Source organism: Streptomyces lucensis JCM 4490 (assembly GCF_014650035.1).
In the GTDB taxonomy this organism is placed as follows: Bacteria; Actinomycetota; Actinomycetes; order Streptomycetales; family Streptomycetaceae; genus Streptomyces; species Streptomyces lucensis.
The window spans coordinates 663004-679230 of record NZ_BMUE01000002.1; the positions used below are offsets into that span (position 1 = coordinate 663004).

Annotated in this window: 18 protein-coding genes and 1 tRNA gene; 10 read left to right on the top strand and 9 right to left on the bottom strand. The window is 73.4% G+C overall.

What is annotated here, in order from left to right; all coding sequences use genetic code 11:
- The first annotated feature begins 103 nt into the window (after positions 1-103).
- Positions 104-175: transfer RNA gene (locus tag IE177_RS07105), tRNA-Val, on the top strand.
- Positions 176-239: 64 nt separating this feature from the next.
- On the opposite strand, the gene IE177_RS07110 is transcribed toward IE177_RS07105, so the two are convergent.
- Complete coding sequence (locus IE177_RS07110; RefSeq protein ID WP_190013882.1) at positions 240-590, bottom strand: DUF8825 domain-containing protein; 351 nt, start codon at positions 588-590, stop codon at positions 240-242.
- A gap of 102 nt (positions 591-692) precedes the next feature.
- Positions 693-1592, bottom strand: coding sequence for a ketopantoate reductase family protein (locus IE177_RS07115; protein ID WP_190013883.1), 900 nt, complete (start codon positions 1590-1592; stop codon positions 693-695).
- A gap of 93 nt (positions 1593-1685) precedes the next feature.
- Here IE177_RS07115 and IE177_RS07120 point away from each other — a divergent pair, with 93 nt between their 5' ends.
- From IE177_RS07120 to IE177_RS07130, 3 genes are all read left to right on the top strand, one after another.
- On the top strand, positions 1686-1916 hold the full coding sequence (locus IE177_RS07120; RefSeq protein WP_190013884.1) for a DUF2277 domain-containing protein: 231 nt from the start codon (positions 1686-1688) through the stop codon (positions 1914-1916).
- Between the two features lie 175 nt (positions 1917-2091).
- On the top strand, positions 2092-2547 hold the full coding sequence (locus tag IE177_RS07125) for a DoxX family protein (protein WP_190014129.1): 456 nt from the start codon (positions 2092-2094) through the stop codon (positions 2545-2547).
- Positions 2548-2653: 106 nt separating this feature from the next.
- Positions 2654-3268 carry a DedA family protein gene (locus IE177_RS07130; protein ID WP_190013885.1) on the top strand — a complete coding sequence of 205 codons (615 nt, stop codon included), beginning with the start codon at positions 2654-2656 and terminating at the stop codon, positions 3266-3268.
- Between the two features lie 143 nt (positions 3269-3411).
- Here IE177_RS07130 and IE177_RS07135 read toward each other — a convergent pair whose 3' ends face one another.
- A complete protein-coding gene (locus IE177_RS07135) occupies positions 3412-4056 on the bottom strand; it encodes an HNH endonuclease family protein (protein WP_190013886.1) in 645 nt (214 codons plus the stop codon).
- Between the two features lie 373 nt (positions 4057-4429).
- Between IE177_RS07135 and IE177_RS07140 the strand changes: the two genes are divergently transcribed.
- Together IE177_RS07140 and IE177_RS07145 are read left to right on the top strand one after the other, a co-directional pair.
- Entirely contained in the window at positions 4430-5011 is a 582-nt protein-coding gene (locus tag IE177_RS07140; protein WP_190013887.1) for a TMEM165/GDT1 family protein, read from the top strand.
- 167 nt (positions 5012-5178) lie between these two features.
- Positions 5179-5847, top strand: coding sequence for an HAD-IA family hydrolase (locus IE177_RS07145; protein ID WP_190013888.1), 669 nt, complete (start codon positions 5179-5181; stop codon positions 5845-5847).
- 92 nt (positions 5848-5939) lie between these two features.
- Here IE177_RS07145 and IE177_RS07150 read toward each other — a convergent pair whose 3' ends face one another.
- On the bottom strand, positions 5940-6932 hold the full coding sequence (locus IE177_RS07150; RefSeq protein WP_190013889.1) for a peptidoglycan-binding domain-containing protein: 993 nt from the start codon (positions 6930-6932) through the stop codon (positions 5940-5942).
- Positions 6933-7061: 129 nt separating this feature from the next.
- Between IE177_RS07150 and IE177_RS07155 the strand changes: the two genes are divergently transcribed.
- The gene (locus IE177_RS07155) at positions 7062-9101 is read left to right on the top strand and encodes an MDR family MFS transporter (protein ID WP_190014131.1); all 2040 of its coding nucleotides are present in this window, start codon (positions 7062-7064) and stop codon (positions 9099-9101) included.
- On the opposite strand, the gene IE177_RS07160 is transcribed toward IE177_RS07155, so the two are convergent.
- Positions 9088-9618, bottom strand: a complete 531-nt coding sequence (locus IE177_RS07160) for a GNAT family N-acetyltransferase (RefSeq protein ID WP_190013890.1) — start codon at positions 9616-9618, stop codon at positions 9088-9090. The two genes, IE177_RS07155 and IE177_RS07160, sit on opposite strands and share 14 nt — an antisense overlap.
- A 232-nt stretch (positions 9619-9850) precedes the next feature.
- On the opposite strand from IE177_RS07160, the gene IE177_RS07165 reads away from it, so the two are divergent.
- Positions 9851-10489: a hypothetical protein gene (locus IE177_RS07165; protein ID WP_190013891.1), complete on the top strand. Its 639-nt coding sequence runs from the start codon at positions 9851-9853 to the stop codon at positions 10487-10489.
- Positions 10486-11526 carry a hypothetical protein gene (locus IE177_RS35545; protein ID WP_308431540.1) on the top strand — a complete coding sequence of 347 codons (1041 nt, stop codon included), beginning with the start codon at positions 10486-10488 and terminating at the stop codon, positions 11524-11526. The genes IE177_RS07165 and IE177_RS35545 overlap by 4 nt, the downstream gene beginning before the upstream one ends.
- Here the strand turns inward: IE177_RS35545 and IE177_RS07175 are convergent.
- Complete coding sequence (locus IE177_RS07175) at positions 11515-11949, bottom strand: DnaJ family domain-containing protein (RefSeq protein WP_190013892.1); 435 nt, start codon at positions 11947-11949, stop codon at positions 11515-11517. The two genes, IE177_RS35545 and IE177_RS07175, sit on opposite strands and share 12 nt — an antisense overlap.
- Positions 11950-12032: 83 nt before the next feature.
- Here IE177_RS07175 and IE177_RS07180 point away from each other — a divergent pair, with 83 nt between their 5' ends.
- A complete protein-coding gene (locus IE177_RS07180; protein WP_190013893.1) occupies positions 12033-12425 on the top strand; it encodes a hypothetical protein in 393 nt (130 codons plus the stop codon).
- Between the two features lie 39 nt (positions 12426-12464).
- Here the strand turns inward: IE177_RS07180 and IE177_RS07185 are convergent, their stop codons facing one another.
- The 3 genes from IE177_RS07185 to proP all read right to left on the bottom strand — a co-directional run bounded on the left by IE177_RS07185 (position 12465) and on the right by proP (position 16011).
- Positions 12465-13136, bottom strand: a complete 672-nt coding sequence (locus tag IE177_RS07185; RefSeq protein WP_190013894.1) for an O-methyltransferase — start codon at positions 13134-13136, stop codon at positions 12465-12467.
- A gap of 63 nt (positions 13137-13199) precedes the next feature.
- The gene (locus IE177_RS07190; RefSeq protein WP_229815918.1) at positions 13200-14321 is read right to left on the bottom strand and encodes a DUF2330 domain-containing protein; all 1122 of its coding nucleotides are present in this window, start codon (positions 14319-14321) and stop codon (positions 13200-13202) included.
- 316 nt (positions 14322-14637) lie between these two features.
- Positions 14638-16011: a glycine betaine/L-proline transporter ProP gene (proP, locus tag IE177_RS07195; protein WP_190013895.1), complete on the bottom strand. Its 1374-nt coding sequence runs from the start codon at positions 16009-16011 to the stop codon at positions 14638-14640.
- Positions 16012-16227: the final 216 nt, after the last annotated feature.

Below are 16227 nucleotides of genomic sequence, written 5' to 3' on the forward strand. Positions count from 1 at the left end.
TTCCCTGCACTGTTGGCCAGAGCCGGCCACCTCGGGCGTGATCGCCCCGCCGGTCGCGATTGCGGCACCGCCCCCCGGGCCATGTAGGCTGTCGGCCAGTCGCGGGTGCGTAGCTCAGGGGTAGAGCGCCTGCCTTACAAGCAGGATGTCGGCGGTTCGAAACCGTCCGCGCCCACCGGTCGGCCCCTCGGAGAAGTCTCCGGGGGGCCGTTTTCCGTTCGTGGGGCCGGGGGAGCCGGTCACTGCGGGGTCTGTGTCCGTGCCGGCTCCTCGCGGGCGTGCTTCAGGTCCGAGCGGGCCGCCACGCGGTCCGGTGCCGTGACCTCCGCCCAGAAGCGGTGCGTGCTGACGAACACCGCGAGTTCGTGCTCGCGGCGGCGCAGTTTCTCCACCTCCGCCTGCTCGTCCTCCGTCCAGCCGGGCGACGCGGGGCGCTCCACCTTGCGCCAGCCGGTGTCGTCGCAGAAGCCGTCCATCGGCTCGACCGACCAGGGCAGCCGCTTGAGCAGGGCCGACAGTTCGGCCCGGACCTGATGCAGCTCCTCCTGACCGGCGAGGAGGTCACTGGGGAATTCATAGGTCGTCGCCACGCGGCAATGGTACGCCTGTTCGATTTTGTGTGGCGAGTTCGGCCGGGGGTTGGGCCGGGGGTTCAGCCGAACGGGTGAACGACGGGTGGGGTGGCGGTCCGGTCAGTGGCCGGCGTCCCGCAGCTCCCGTACGAGCCGCGCCGTCACCGGCGCGGGCACCCCGTGCCGTTCGGCCGCGCGCAGCAACGCCCCGCCGATGGCGTCGAGTTCGAGTGGGCGGCCCGCCTCGGCGTCGCGCTGCATGGAGGACTTGGTGGTGGGTGGGAAGGTGTCGTAGCGGGCGAGCGCCCCGGCGGGGTCGACGGGTGCGCCGCAGGCGCGGCTGACGGCGGCGGTCTCGGCGACCAGTGCCCGCAGTTCGTCCCGGTGGCGGGTGCGGGCCTCGCCGAGCGGGAGGCCGTAGCGGGTGGTGAGCAGGGCGAACGGGGCGAGGAACGCCATCTTGGCCCACAGGGCGGCCGTCTCGTCCCCGACCGTGCGGGCGGACGTGCCGGCGGCGGTGAGGGTGGCCGCGAGTGCGTCGAGACGATCGCGCGGGACGGCGTCGCCGGCGAGGTCGACCTCGGTGAAGGGGCTGCCGTGTTCGATCAGGCCCGGCGCGAGGCGGGTGGACTCCACGCGGATCACGGCCGGGGCGACGCGGTCGGGGCGGTAGCGGGCGCGGAGTGCGGCGGGGTGTTCGACGCCGTTGAGGAGCGGTACGACGAGGGCGTCGCCCAGGGCGGCGGGCGGTATCCGGGTGAGCGCGGCGCCGAGCGCGGTGTGCTTGACGGTGATCAGGCAGGCGTCCACCGGTTCGCGCAGCTCGGTGTCCGCCTCGACGGGTGCGGTGAACTCGCCGAACTGCTTGCTGCGGACGGTGATGCCGGTGCGGCGCAGGGTGTCCGCCGTGCGGTCCTGGGCCAGGCAGACGACGCGGTGGCCGGAGCGGGACAGGAGGGCGGCGAGGAGGCCGCCCGTGCCGCCGGGGCCGAGTACGGCAACGGTGTGCTGGATCGCCATGGAGTTGTTCCTTTCGACGGTCGGCCCCGGGAGTCGGTGGCCGCCTTCGCCGTGATCATCGCAGGGACGGGTGGCGAGCGCGAGACTGTTCGCATGTGCCGGAGTATCAAGACGCTGCGACCGCCCGTGCTGCCCGACGAGGCCACGGAAGAGGACATTCACGCCGCCGCACTGCAGTACGTGCGCAAGGTCTCGGGCTTCCGGGCCCCCGCCGCCCACAACCGCGAGGTGTTCGACCGCGCGGTGGCCGCGGTGGCCGAGGCCACGGCTGAGTTGCTGGACGGGCTGGAGGTGCGCGGGCGGGCCGTGCGACCGACGGGGTAGAACGGCCGGATGTCGAACGGCTGGATGTTGAACTTGCAAGCACAGATTAGGTTCGCCTAACCTCTCCTCACTCGGTACCGCCGCCCCCACGGCCGGCCCCCCACCTCCCCGGCCGGTCCGACCGACACCGAAGAGGAGCCCCTCCATGTCCCCCCTCACATCCGTCATGTCAGCCGTGTCCGCACGCCTCGATGCCGCTCGGCCCTACGCCCTCGGCCTGTTCCGGGTCGTCGTGGGCCTGCTCTTCGCGGTGCACGGCGCCGCCTCGCTCTTCGGCGTCCTCGGCGGCGCCGCGGGCACCGACGGCGGCACGATCGACGCCGGCACCTGGCCGGGCTGGTACGCGGCCGTGATCCAGTTCGTCGCCGGCGGTCTGGTGCTGGTCGGCCTCGGCACCCGTGGGGCCGCGCTGATCGCCTCGGGCTCCATGGCGTACGCGTACTTCGACGTCCACCAGCGGGCCGCCCTGTGGCCCATCCAGAACGGCGGCGAGCTGTCCGTCCTGTTCTGCTGGGCGTTCTTCCTGCTGGTCTTCACCGGCTCCGGCGCCTTCGGCCTGGACCGGCTCGTCGCGCGGCGCACGGCGGTGGCCGATGAGCCGGCGGAGGACCGGACACCGACGGCGGCCTGATCACCGCATGATCACCGGCTGATCACACCAGCCCCCAGAGGAACCCGCTGTCACTCCCCCGGCGTACGCTGTATGGCTGTCAACGGGGGAGTAGTGGGGAGCAGTCGTGTTCGAGAGCGTGGGGTCGCTTGCGGCCGGACCGTGGATCTATGCCGTGGTGGCGGTGTCCGTGCTGCTCGACGTGTTCGTGCCGGTGCTGCCGAGCGGTGTGCTCGTCATCACGGCCGCCACGGCCGCGGCTGCGGGTTCGGGTGCGGCGGCGGGCCGGGTCCCGCACGACGTGCCGGACATCGCGGTCCTGATCCTGTCCGCGGCGACCGCCTCGCTCCTCGGCGATCTGGTGGCCTACCGCCTCGCCTGGCGCGGCGGGGAGCGGCTGGACCGGGCGATAGCCCGGTCCCGGCGTCTGACGACCGCGCAGCAGCGCCTGGGCGATGCCCTCGCCCGGGGAGGTGGCGCGCTGGTCGTCCTCGCCCGGTTCGCGCCGGCCGGCCGCTCGGTCGTCTCCTTCTGCGCGGGCGCCGCGCATCGCCGTGCCCGTGACTTCCTGCCCTGGTCCGCGCTGGCCGGGCTGTCCTGGGCCGCCTACAGCGTCGCCCTCGGCTATTACGGCGCGCAGTGGCTGGGTGCGACGTGGCTGGCCACGGGTGTCTCGGTGGCCGCGCTGTTCGCGGCGGGCGGGGCCGCGGGCTACCTCGTGCGCCGCGGCCCGGCCGCCTGAGGCGGCCCGGTCGGCGAACGGGGCCCGGCCGGCGGACGTAGGGCGGCCGGCAGAGGTCAGCCCGGCCGCCTGACTCAGCCCGGCCGCCTGACGCGGCGGGGCCGCGGACGGCCCCGCCCGCCGGTGCTGTCCGGTGCGGAGGGTCAGCAGCCGGCCAGGTAGTTCGTCAGCGCGCTCTTCTCGGCCGAGTCGACGGAGAGGTTGTAGTAGTACTTCACCTGCACCCAGGCGCGGACGTAGGTGCACCGGTAGGCGGTGCGCGACGGCATCCAGGTGGCCGGGTCCTGGTCGCCCTTGGCCTGGTTGACGTTGTCCGTCACGGCGATGAGCTGGGGCCGGGTCAGGTCGTTGGCGAAGGCCTGGCGCTGGGCGGTGGTCCACTTGCTCGCGCCGGAGTCCCAGGCCTCGGCCAGCGGCACGAGGTGGTCGATGTCGAGGTCGGAGGCGGCGGTCCACGTCGCGCCGTCGTACTGGGAGTACCAGCTGCCGCTGGTGGCCGCGCAGGAGGAGTCGGTGACGACGCCCGAGCCGTCGCGCTTGAGGACCGTCTCGCGGGTGTTGCAGGCGCCGCTGACGGTGATCCAGTGCGGGAAGAGGTCGCGGCTGTAGCCGGTGCGGTTCTCGGTGGCCACGGTCAGCTGGGAGAGGTAGCCGCGGGCGGTGGCGGCGCTGACCGGCGTGGGCAGGGCGGCGGAGGCGGTCGGGGAGTTGAACAGGGCGGCGGAGGCTGTCAGGCCGGTGAGGGTCGCGAGTATGCTCAGCCGTCGACGCGCGTAGAACCTGGACATGCGAACTCCCTGGTGGGGTGGGGGGGTTGGGCACGAGCGAGGGAATGCTCGCGAGGCTGCGTTGCCGGCAGGTGAGCGCTCGGTAAGAAGCTAGTGACGTGCTCATGACATGACAAGGTTCACGACGGAACCTTCACATCCCGTACGATGGGGCGCGCAGAAGGGGAGTAGCTCTTCGCCGGACCGTCGACATACTGCTCAGCCAGGCTGAGCCGGCGCCCGGAGGCGGATCCTGTGGTCCGCCAGCGAGACCTTCGGCAAGCAGTGCACGCCCGTGCTTTCCCGGCACGGGCACCCAGTGCGCTGCCGTGCCGAGGTGTCATCGCATGACGTACCGCACTCTCGGTGGGCAGCCCCGACCGATTGAGGAACCTTGATCAGCATCTCCGTGACGGCACTGGTCTTCGGCGTCGTCTTCCTCGCCGAACTGCCGGACAAGACGGCGCTCGCGGGCCTCGTCCTCGGCACCCGATACCGCGCCTCCTACGTCTTCGCGGGCGTGGCCGCCGCCTTCCTGCTGCACGTCGTGCTCGCCGTCGCCGCGGGCAGTGTTCTGACCCTGCTGCCGCAGCAGATCGTGCACGCCGTCACCGGCGTGCTCTTCCTCGGCGGGGCCGCGATGCTGCTGTGGCACAAGGACGAGCACGAGGAGGAGATCAAGAAGCCCGCCGACCAGTCCTTCTGGAAGGTCGCGGGCGCGGGCTTCACGCTCATCCTCGTCGCCGAGTTCGGCGATCTCACCCAGATCATGACCGCCAACCTGGCCGCCCGCTACGACGACCCGCTGTCCGTCGGCCTGGGTGCCGTGCTGGGACTGTGGGCCGTGGCCGGACTCGGCATCGTGGGCGGAAAGGCCCTGATGAAGCGGGTGCCGCTGCGGCTGATCACGCGGATCGCCGCACTGCTGATGCTGGCCCTCGGCGTCTGGAGCCTCTACGAGGCCGTGGCGGGCTGAGCCGCGCACGCGCCGGGCGTGGTGGCGTGACCGCGCCAGGTTTTGTACCGTAGAGAAACAAAGTGGCTCCCGCCCGTTCACCCTGACCGGCGGGCGGGGCCGTTTTGTCCCCCTGTCTCTTTTCTCCGCTTCCCTTTTCCGCCACGGGGAGTCCCTGGGAGCTGCCGATGCCGGCCACCGCCACACCCGCCGTCCTCACCGCCCGCGCCCTCCTGCTCGACATGGACGGCACCCTCGTCGACTCGGACGCCGTCGTGGAACGCATCTGGCGGCGCTGGGCCGGACAGCACGGACTGGACGGCGACGAGGTGATGAAGGTCGTGCACGGGCGGCAGGGGCACGCCTCGATGGCGGTGCTGCTGCCTGGCCGGCCGATGGCGCAGAACCTTGCCGACAACGCGCGCATGCTCGCCGCGGAGACCGCCGACATGGACGGCGTGGTCGAGGTGCCCGGCGCCGCCGCCTTCCTCGCCTCCCTGCGCGGTGTGCCGCACGCCCTCGTGACATCGGCCGACGTCGCCCTGTCCGGCGCCCGCATGGCCGCCGCGGGGCTGACGCCGCCCGAGGTGCGCGTCACCGCCGAGTCGGTGGGCGCGAGCAAGCCCGACCCCGAGGGGTTCCTGAAGGGGGCGGCGGAGCTGGGCGTGGATCCTGAGGACTGCGTCGTCTTCGAGGACTCGCAGGCGGGCATCGCGGCCGGGCGAGCGGCCGGTATGCGGGTCGTGGGAGTGGGGGAGCGGGCCCGCGCGTACGGTCCGGATGTCGTGGTGCGGGACCTGACGCAGGTGCGGGTGGAGCCCGCCGGGGACGGAACGGTACGACTGCACCTGGGCTGAGGCGGCCACCCCGCACTCATGCGCCTCGAAGCCTCGCACGCCTGCCCTTCGCAGTGGCCACCCCGCACGCCCGCCCCCTCGGGAACGCACGGCTACCAGGTCTCCCCTTCCAGGCTCGCCCGTGTCCGGGGGCCGTAGACGCCGAGTGCGTCGCCCTGGATGCCGCGGGCCTGCTGGTAGGTGCGCACCGCGTCCTCCACGGGGCGGGTGTAGGCGCCGTCGATGCGGCCGGTGTAGAGGTTCAGCGCGCTCAGCCGGGCCTGCAGGTCGATGACCTCGAGACCTTCGTCGCCGCGGCGGAGGGTGAGGGCGCTCGCCGACGGACCGGGGGTCCCGGACGCCGTGCGCGAAGGCGCCGGGGCCGACGCACTGGCGGACGTGCTGCCGGGTGCGCTGCGGGACACCGAGGGCGTCGGGTCCGCGGCGGGGGCCCGGGGTGGCGCGGCCGGCGGGGGCACGGGCCGGGACGCCGGCCCGGAGGGGGCGGCAGAGCGGTGCGACGACGCTCGCGTCCCGTCCGGCACGCTCTCCCGTACCTGGGGAGCGGCCCGGCCACGGGCCGGCGGGTGGTAGGAGAACAGCCCGCTCGCGGCGGCGGCAGCCAGCAGGAGGGCCACCCCGGCGCCCGCGACCGCGAGCAGGACGGCACGACGGGCCCCGCGTGAACGACCGCCGGGACCGGCCGGCACCGGTGACGGTCCCGGTGCCGGCTCCGATGACGGTTCGGCGGAGGAGCCGTCCGCCGGCGCTCGTGCCGTGCCGGCGGCGCTCTCCTCACCGACCCCGAACCCGGACCTGGCCCCCGACGCCGACCCGAATCCGATGGGCGGCGAATCCTCCCGCACCGGCGTCCGCGCCTCGCCGTCCCCCGGGGTGGGGCCCGCCGCGGGGTCTCCCTCCGCGCTCCCCACCTCCACATACGGCCGTATGCGCAGCGGGTCGAAGTCCTCCGCCGCTGCCGCCTCCGCCGTACGCGCCTCGGTGTGCGCCTCGGCGGCCCGCCGGGCACAGTCGCATGACGGGGTGCCGTCCGGTCCGCGGGGAGTCCCGCACTCCGGGCACGTGTGGCCCCTCGGTTCCGCCATGTGTTCGTCCCCTCCCCGCACGGGCTCCAGAGATTATGCAGACTCCCTTCACATCGGCGGGACTCAACAGGCCATAAACGGTGACTCCCCCCACGATGGAAGATGCGCACCGAGCCCCGGGAGGTCTCCATGGCCCTGGACACGCACGGCACGGCCGAGGACGTGAACCGCGGCGAACACGTCCCGGGCAGCGTGTTCGTCCCGATCGGCGCCCTGCTGCTCGGGCTGCTGCTCGCCGCGCTCGACCAGACCATAGTGGCGACCGCGCTGCCCACCATCGTCAGCGATCTCGGGGGACTGGAGCACCTGTCCTGGGTCGTCACCGCCTATCTCCTCGCGTCGACCGCCGCGACCCCGCTGTGGGGCAAGCTCGGCGACCAGTACGGACGCAAACGCCTGTTCCAGACCGCGATCGTCATCTTCCTCATCGGCTCCGCGCTGTGCGGCATGGCCCAGGACATGTCGCAGCTCATCGGCTTCCGGGCGCTGCAGGGCCTGGGCGGCGGCGGGCTCATGGTGCTGTCGATGGCGATCGTCGGGGACCTCGTGCCGCCCCGTGAACGCGGCCGCTACCAGGGCCTGTTCGGCGCCGTGTTCGGCGCGACCAGCGTGCTCGGGCCGCTCCTCGGCGGGCTGTTCACCGAGCACCTGAGCTGGCGCTGGGTGTTCTACGTCAACCTGCCCGTCGGCGTCGTCGCGCTCGCCGTCATCGCCGCCGCCCTGCACATCCCGCGCCGCACCGCCCGGCACGTCATCGACTACCTCGGCACCTTCCTGATCGCCTCGGTCGCCACCTGCCTGGTCCTCGTCGCCTCCCTCGGCGGTACGACCTGGGCGTGGGGCTCCCCACAGATCATCGGGCTCGCCGTGCTGGGCGTCGTGCTCGCCGTGGCGTTCGTCGCCGTGGAACGCCTGGCCGCCGAACCGGTGCTGCCGCTGGGGCTCTTCCGCATCCGCACCTTCACGCTCGCCGCCGTCATCAGTTTCATCATCGGTTTCGCCATGTTCGGCGCCATGACCTACCTGCCGACGTTCCTCCAGGTCGTGCACGGCGTCACCCCGACCATGTCCGGCGTGCACATGCTGCCCATGGTGTTCGGTCTGCTGCTGTCCTCCACGGCGTCCGGGCAGATCGTCAGCCGCACCGGCCGCTGGAAGGTCTTCCCGCTGGCCGGCACGGCCGTCACGACCCTCGGCCTGCTCCTGCTGCACCGGCTCGACGAGCACAGCTCCACCACCCAGATGAGCGTCTGCTTCTTCGTCTTCGGCCTCGGTCTGGGCCTGGTCATGCAGGTCCTGATCCTGATCGTGCAGAACGCGGTCTCCTACGAGGACCTCGGCGTCGCCACCTCCGGCGCGACCTTCTTCCGGTCCATCGGCGCCTCCTTCGGCGTCGCCATCTTCGGCACCGTCTTCGCGAGCCGGCTCGGCGACAAGCTCGTCGACGCCTTCCGGGGCGTGCGCCTGCCGCCCGGGGCCGGCGCCGACGCGCTCAAGGCGGACCCGCGGGGCATCGCCGCGCTGCCGCCCGCGCTGCGCCCGGCGGCCCTGCACGCCTACGCCTCCGCCATCACCGACGTCTTCCTCTACGCCGCCCCCGTCGCCGCCCTCGGCTTCGTGCTGGCCTGGTTCCTCAAGGAGGACCGGCTGCGCGGCTCGGTCACCGCGCCCGACGCCTCCGAGACCATCCCGCCCAACCCGGTCGAGCGCTCCTCCTACGAGGAGGTGTGCCGCGCCCTGTCCCTGCTCGGCACCCGGGAGGGCCGCCGGGAGATCTACCGGGAGATCACCGAACGGGCCGGCTACGACCTGCTGCCGGCCGCCAGCTGGCTGCTGCTGCGCATGCGCAGGTACGGCTCCGTCGAGCCGGCCGTGCTCGCCGAGCGCACCTCCGTGCCGCTCCAGGCGGTGATGGCGGCCGCCCGCCAGGTCGAGGAGCGGCGCCTCGCCCAGCGCCGGGGCCTGGACCTGGCGTTGACCGACTCCGGCCGCGAGGTCGCCGAACGGCTCGCCACGGCCCGGGAGGAGTCCCTTGCCGACCTGCTGGGCGACTGGTGGCAGCCGGGCCGCTCGACCGACCTGAGCCGGCTGGTCCGGGAACTCACCGGCGAACTGTGCGGCGCGGAACGGGAACGGCCGCACAACGGGACGGTCCTCAAGGCCGGTTGACGGCCCGCGCCGCCACCGGCTCCAGCTCCTTGCGGAACCAGTGCTCGGCGTACGGGTCGTCGTTGTGCGGACCGGTCTCGGTGTAGCCCAGGCGGGCGTACAGGGCGCGGGCCTCGACGAGGTCGGAGCGGGTGTCCAGGACGATCCGGCGGGCGCCGAGCGCGTGGGCGGCCTCCTCCGCGGCCGCCACGAGGAGCGCGGCCCCGCCCCGGCCGCGCACGCCCTCCACCACGAAGACCCGGGTCAGTTCGGCCGTGTCCGCGTCCAGCAGCCGCACACCCGCCGACCCGGCCGGCTCCCCGTCGTACCGGCCCACGAGCAACCGGCCGCCCGGTGGGGTGAGTTCGGCTCCCGCCTGGGCCGCTATCCCCCGTTCCAGCTCGCCGGGGTCGGTCCGGTGCCCCTCGTGCAGCAGGTACCAGCGGTCGCTGACCTCCGTGTAGTACGCCCGCCACAGTGCGGCGGCGTCCGGGGAGTCGTACGGCTCGGGGGCGATGGTCCACGTCATGCCGGTCATTGTCGGGAGACGCCGCGCGCCCCGCGCAACCGGATATCGCGGGTCCGGGAGACGCCCCGCGCCCCGAGCGAGCGGGCGAGCGGGCCCGGGCGGACGTGCCCCGGCGCACGGACGGCGACAGCGCCGGGAATCCGGCCCCCGGTCCCGGCGTGCGCCCGCCGTTTGTGGGCCGACTTCCGGGTCACCCGAAGGGTGAGCCGGCCAGTGGGGCCGGTCCGATCGGAAGGCAACCATGTCCACAGGACTGATCATCTTGCTGATCGTGATTGCGGCGGTCGTGGTCCTCGGCGCGGGGGCCCTGGCCATCGGCCGCGCACGGCGCGGCGGCGGAGCCGGCCTCAAGCGACGCTTCGGACCCGAGTACGAGCGGACCGTGGCCCTGCACGACGGGGACGCCAAGGCCGCCGAACGGGAACTGGCCGAGCGCGTCGAACGCCACGGCGACCTGCGGGAACGGCCGCTGGACCATGAAGACCGGGAGCGGTACGCGGCCCGCTGGACGGCGGTCCAGGAGCGCTTCGTCGAGTCGCCACGGGAGGCGGTGGCAGAGGCCGACCGGCTGCTCGCCGAGCTGGCGGCCGTCCGCGGCTACCCGGACGACGGGCGCTACGAGGAGCAGCTCGCCGCGCTGTCCGTCCACCACGCCGATCACGTGGAGGGCTACCGGCAGGTGCACCGGGTGGCCAACGACGGGGCGGGCGCCGGGACCGAGGAGATGCGGACCGCCCTGGTGCGAGCCCGTGAGCTCTTCGACGACCTGACCAGCCCCGGCACGCACAACGGCCGGCACCGTCCGGCCGCCGGCACGGCCCGGAAACCGGCCGCCGCGGGCTTCCACCGGAGCCGGCCGAAGGAGAGTCGAGCGTCATGACGGACAGGACGACCGGCTCCGGCGACGAGCGGTATCCCACAGGCCGCTTCACCCGGCCGCCGGAGGACGAGTGGGCGCCGGGCGACCCGGAATCCGGCCACCGGGCGCCGAGAGAGGCCCGGCCCGGGGAACGACTGCCCGGCGAACCGTCGCCGGACGAGGGCGCGGACCGCATGCCGGACGAAGGCGCGGGCCGCGGGCAGGCAGGGCCGGGCCGCATGCCGGACGAGGGTATGGGACGGATGACGGAGGGAACCGGCCGCATGCCGGACGAGGGCGCCGGCCGTGCGCCGGACGAAGGGACGGGTCGCATGCCGGACGAGGGCATGGGCCGGATGCGGGGAGGTGCCGGGCGGATGCCGGACGAGGGAGCGGGCCGGATGCCGGGTGAGGGCGCGGGCCGCATGCACGACGACCCGGGCGAGGGCTCCTCGGGCCTGTTCGGGAAGTCGGACCCGGCCACGGTCCCCGGCTCCGGGGAGGCCCGGGCACGGGGCGCCGAGGCGTACGACCGGCCGCACGGCTCCGAGGGCCTGCGGCCCGGCACGGAGGACCTGGGCGCCGACACGACCCGCGCGCCCGGCGGGGACGCGGCGCCGGCGCCCGGCCAGCGACGGATGCCGGACGACGGGCTCGGCGCCCCGTCCGCCGGCGCAGCGACGGCCCACGGCGGCGCGGCCGGAGACGGCGGCCACGGCAGCGCGCGCGGGACGGCCGCCCCCGCGGCCTCCGGCCAGGCGGCCGGCGCCGGCACCCCGCTGATGTCGTACGACGAGACGGACCGCTGGGAGCAGCGGATGCGGCAGGTGGCCGCCGGGTTCGTCGACGAACCCCGCGGCGCCGTCGTGGAGGCCGACCGGGCGCTGGAGGAGATCGCCGAGCGGTTCACCGATGCCGTGACCCGGCGCCGCCGCACCCTGCGGGCGTCCTGGGAGGGCGGCGAGGAACACGGCCCCGGTGCCGAGACCGACACCGAGCAGCTGAGGCTGGCCCTGCGCGACTACCGGGAACTGGCCGGACGCCTGCTACACGGCTGAGCCTGGCGCGTTCCCCTTGGCGGCAGCCCTGCGCTGCCGCCATTCGCGTGCGACCTCCTCGACGTCGTACGGCTTCTTCCCCAGCGGGGGGCCGGGCGGCGGCTTGAACATCATGTCGCGGATCCGGACGTTGACGTCCTCGATGATCTTCCGCGCGATCCGCTCCGAGGGCGCCGCGTACGCCGCCACGAGCGCGTCCTCGGCCTCCTTGCGCAGGGCCAGGGAGGGAGGCAGCACGGCCAGCCCCTCACGGGCCATCTTCCGTCTGACCCACCACAGTTCGTCGTAGCCGGACTCGAGTTCGGCGGGCAGCGGCTCACCCGCCCCCGGCAGCCGCTCGAACTCGCCGCGCGCGAGCGCGTCGCGGATCTGTTTGTCGGCCCAGGACTCGAACGGCACGCCCGGTGGCTTTCGCTCGGTCATGAACCCATTGTGCCGGACGCGGCCCGGCCGGGCGTTTTATCATGCGGCGGCACCGCATCAGAACTGCTGCAGGGGGATCAGGCGTGCTCGAACTCACCATGGCCACCGTCTCGGACGCCGACGCGGGCGCCACGGCCGGCATGACGATGGCCGACGCGCCCAGCGAGCCCGGCGCCGTGCTGCGGGTCGGCCGCGACGCGTCCGTGTGCCGGCTGGTCACCCCGGAGGACTGGCTGTTCGTCTCCCGCGTCCACCTGGAGTTCCAGTGCGGTCCCGCGGGCGGCTGGCAGGTGTCCTGGCTGCGCGGCTCCCAGGCCGACCCGGCCTCCGAGGTGCGCCTGGTCGTCGGGGAGTACGCGCAGACCGTCGCCTACGGCGGGACCGTGGCGCTGCCGCGCGGCGGGTCCGGCGAGATCATCGTCCGGGACCGCACCGCACCGCGCAGCGTCAACGTGGGTTTCTACCACGAAGGGTGAATCCGGCCCGGGAAGGAACGGACCGGCCGGCACCGGCGCTCAGGCCAGTACCCGGGCCACGGCGAAACCGTCGTAGCCCTTCTGGCCGACCGTCTGGATCGCCGTACCGCTCAGCCTCGGGTGGTTCGCGATCAGGTCGATCGCGTTTCGGGTGCCGACCACGTCCGGCTCCGTGCTGCCCGCGTCGGCGACCCGGCCGCCGCGGACCACGTTGTCCACGACGATCACGCTGCCCGCACGGGTGAGCCGCAGCGCCCACTCCACGTAGTGCGCGTTGTTGGCCTTGTCGGCGTCGATGAAGACCAGGTCGAAGGGGGCCGGGTTCTCGTCGGCGAGCTTGGGCAGCGACTCCAGGGCCGGGCCCACCCGCACCTCCGCGACCCGTTCCAGGCCCGCCCGGGCTAGGTTGCGGACGGCGACCTCGGCGTGCTTGGCGCTGTACTCCAGCGAGATCAGCCTGCCGTCCTCGGGCAGGGCGCGGGCCAGCCAGATCGTGCTGTAACCGGCGAGCGTGCCGATCTCCAGGACGGTGCGCGCGCCCTGCACCTGGGCGAGCAGCTGCAGGAACTTTCCCTGGGCGGCCGTGACGCCGATGGGCGGCAGCCCGGCGGCCTCACTGTCCCGCAGCGCCGCCCGCAGCGCATCGTCGTCGGGGGAGAGCCGGCTGATGAAGTAGTCGTCCACGTCGTCCCAGAGCTGCGACCCGCTCATGCGCTTGCTGCCTTTCCCGAGTGTCTTCCCGAGGCTTCTTCGCCCGTGCCCACTTCGATGATCTCAGCCGACGGGCACGGACGGGGAGAGCGGCGGCGGTGGCTCGACGGGGGGAGGGGGCGGAACCGGCCGCCGCGAGCGCCGTACGACGGCGACGGCGACGGCCGCGACCACCACGAGCAGCCCGCCCGCGGTGGTCAGCAGCCAGGCGGGGATCCCGGCGATCCTGCGCAGCTCGTCGTCGTAGATCACCTGCTGGACCGGGGTGTCGGCGGCGGCCCGGCGCAGTTCGTGGTCGCCGGAGATGCGGCGTGGGTCGGGGAACCGCTGGGTGAACGCCGTCAGGTACGGGGTGCCGGACGCCAGCTCGCCCAGGGCGCCGTCGTGCGTGGTGAGACGGCCGGCGAAGACCACCTCGGGAGGCAGGCCGCCGATCGCCGTGCGGGTCTCCATGCGGTGCGCGGCGAGCACGTACAGGCCGAGCGACTGCGGCAGGCCGGCGAGGCGGGACAGCCGCATCGGGTAGACCGGCCGGTCGGCGGCGAAGGTGAGGTGGAGCGGGTCCAGGGCGCCGTGCAGCATGGCCCCGGACGTGTCCGGGGCGAGGCGTACGGCGACGTACTCCCAGTGCCGGTCGACGTACGGCTGGAGAGCGGTTTTCAGCCGGGCCGGCAGGGCGAAGCCGTGTGCGTGCAGCCAGTCGCCGAGGGCGGCGGGGTCGGTTGCGGTCAGCCGGGCCACGTCGAACGGGCCGAGCCGCTGGCGGCCGACCACCGAGACGGCGCCCGCCGCGGGGGGCGGGGCGGCGTCGCCGACCTCGTCGTGGCCGTCGAAGGGCCACTCGCCGTCGTGCGGCCAGAAGTGGTACCGGGTGCGGTGGACGGGGGCCATGGCGTGGGCGAGCTGGCCGAAGACGGCCGGGTCGCCGAGGCGGACGGTCGCCCGGTGCGGGACCGGCATGATCCAGGCGGCGTGGTGCGCGTCGCCGTCGACGGTGAGCCGCATGACGATGTCCTCGCGCCGGCCGTCCCAGCGGAGTACCGACCGTTCGTCGGAGACGGCGATCCGGGCCGCGGGGTCCGGGACCATCGCGCCGCAGCCGCAGGCGTAAGCGGGGGCGATGAACCAGGTCAGCTGGATGCCGAGCAGTGCGAGGAGCAGGGAGACTATCCGGGCGCGGGTCACAGGCCTACAGACGACCCCACCCCACCCACGGTTCCGTCAACCCCCCAGGGACGCGGGGAACCGCGCGACCAGCCCCACGAGCCCGCACCCGTCGACGCCCCGGAATCCCCGGCTCCGGCGCCTGAACAACGCCGCCGACGTCACCCCCCTGGGGGCGCGGGGAACCGCGCGACCAGCCCCCACGCACCCGCACCGGCGGCGAACCCGCATCCCCGCGGCGCTTACGCCTGCTCGCCCCCGGGACGGAACACGCGGGGAACCGCGCGACCAGCCCCCACGCACCCGCACCGGCGGCGAACCCGCACCCCCGCGGCGCTTACGCCTGCTCCACTGCCGGGGCGGAACCCGGCAGCGGCCGCCCCGCCGACTCCGTCATCCGCCACACCGCGAACCCGCCCACGACGGCCGCGGCCATCATGTAGTACGCGGGCATCATCATGTTTCCCGTCGCCCCGATCAGCGCGGTCACGACCAGCGGGGTCGTCCCGCCGAACAGGGACACGGACACGTTGAAGCCGATGGACAGGGAGCCGTAGCGGACCCGGGTCGGGAACAGCGCGGGCAGCGCGGCCGGCATGGCCGCCGTGAAGCAGACCAGCAGCAGGCCCAGCGCGCCCATGCCCAGGGCCACGGCGAGCAGACTGCCGTCACGGATCAGCAGCAGCGCCGGGACGGACAGGAGCAGGAACCCGGCGCAGCCCGCCGCGATCACGGGACGGCGGCCGATCCGGTCGGTCAGCGCGCCGGCGAACGGCTGGACGATCATCATCAGCGCCATCACACCGAGCACGACCAGCAGTCCGTGCGTCTCGTCGTACTTCAGCTCACTGGTGAGGTAGCTCGGCATGTACGACAGCAGCATGTAGTCGGTGACGTTGAAGACCAGCACCAGACCCATGCACAGCAGCAGCGCCTTCCACTGGCCCGCGACCATCTCGCGCAGCGGCACCTTCGGCCGGGCGGCCTCCGCCTTCTCGACCTCCGCCGCGAACGCCGGGGTCTCCTCCAGGCGCATCCGCAGGTAGAGGCCGATGATGCCCATCGGGCCCGCGATCAGGAACGGGATCCGCCAGCCCCAGGAGAGCAGGTCGTCCGAGGAGAGCAGGGCCGTCATCAGGGTGACCAGACCCGCGCCGCCGATGTAACCGGCGAGCGTGCCGAACTCCAGCCAGCTGCCGAAGAAGCCGCGCTTCTTGTCCGGCGCGTACTCGGCGATGAACGTCGACGCGCCCGCGTACTCACCACCCGTGGAGAAGCCCTGCACCAGCCGGGCGGCCAGCAGGAGCAGCGGCGCGCCCACGCCGATCGTGGCGTACGACGGGATCAGGCCGATCGCGAACGTACCCGCCGCCATCATGATCATCGTGACGGCGAGGACCTTCTGCCGGCCCACACGGTCGCCCAGCGGACCGAAGACCATGCCGCCGAGCGGGCGGACCAGGAAGGCCGCCGCGAAGGCGCCGAACGTGGAGAGCAGCTGTGCGGTCGGGTTGCCGGAGGGGAAGAAGACCTTGCCCAGGGTGACCGCGATGTAGCTGTAGACGCCGAAGTCGAACCACTCCATCGCGTTGCCCAGCGCGGCCGCCTTCACGGCGCGCTTGACGAGTGCGGGGTCGGTGACGGTGACGTCGCGGGCCTTGGAGGCCCGGCGGGTCTTCAGGTGCGGGGTGATGGCTGTAGCGGTCGCCAAAACGAGGCTCGCCTGCCTTTCGACGGGGACAGGGACGCGGCCCGGACGGCGGCGCTGCCGAGAAGGACCGAAAATCGACCATAGGCGGATTCCGGCCGCTTACGACCCGTGTGCGAATCGATGCATAGGGCAGCCAAATGGTGCGTACGCAGGTACGTCTGCCCGCTCACACAGTGCCATTCCGCCTGGTCACTGTGATGCTTCTCGCGTCCGTGG

What these genes read in the sequence shown, in the direction of transcription:
- IE177_RS07115 (WP_190013883.1), bottom strand. Translation starts at nt 1,592, where the DNA reads ATGGCGATCCAGCACACCGTTGCCGTACTCGGCCCCGGCGGCACGGGC.
- IE177_RS07120 (WP_190013884.1), top strand. Translation starts at nt 1,686, where the DNA reads ATGTGCCGGAGTATCAAGACGCTGCGACCGCCCGTGCTGCCCGACGAG.
- IE177_RS07135 (WP_190013886.1), bottom strand. Translation starts at nt 4,056, where the DNA reads ATGTCCAGGTTCTACGCGCGTCGACGGCTGAGCATACTCGCGACCCTC.
- IE177_RS07145 (WP_190013888.1), top strand. Translation starts at nt 5,179, where the DNA reads ATGCCGGCCACCGCCACACCCGCCGTCCTCACCGCCCGCGCCCTCCTG.
- IE177_RS07150 (WP_190013889.1), bottom strand. Translation starts at nt 6,932, where the DNA reads ATGGCGGAACCGAGGGGCCACACGTGCCCGGAGTGCGGGACTCCCCGC.
- IE177_RS07155 (WP_190014131.1), top strand. Translation starts at nt 7,062, where the DNA reads ATGGCCCTGGACACGCACGGCACGGCCGAGGACGTGAACCGCGGCGAA.
- IE177_RS07160 (WP_190013890.1), bottom strand. Translation starts at nt 9,618, where the DNA reads ATGACCGGCATGACGTGGACCATCGCCCCCGAGCCGTACGACTCCCCG.
- IE177_RS07165 (WP_190013891.1), top strand. Translation starts at nt 9,851, where the DNA reads ATGTCCACAGGACTGATCATCTTGCTGATCGTGATTGCGGCGGTCGTG.
- IE177_RS35545 (WP_308431540.1), top strand. Translation starts at nt 10,486, where the DNA reads ATGACGGACAGGACGACCGGCTCCGGCGACGAGCGGTATCCCACAGGC.
- IE177_RS07175 (WP_190013892.1), bottom strand. Translation starts at nt 11,949, where the DNA reads ATGACCGAGCGAAAGCCACCGGGCGTGCCGTTCGAGTCCTGGGCCGAC.
- IE177_RS07185 (WP_190013894.1), bottom strand. Translation starts at nt 13,136, where the DNA reads ATGAGCGGGTCGCAGCTCTGGGACGACGTGGACGACTACTTCATCAGC.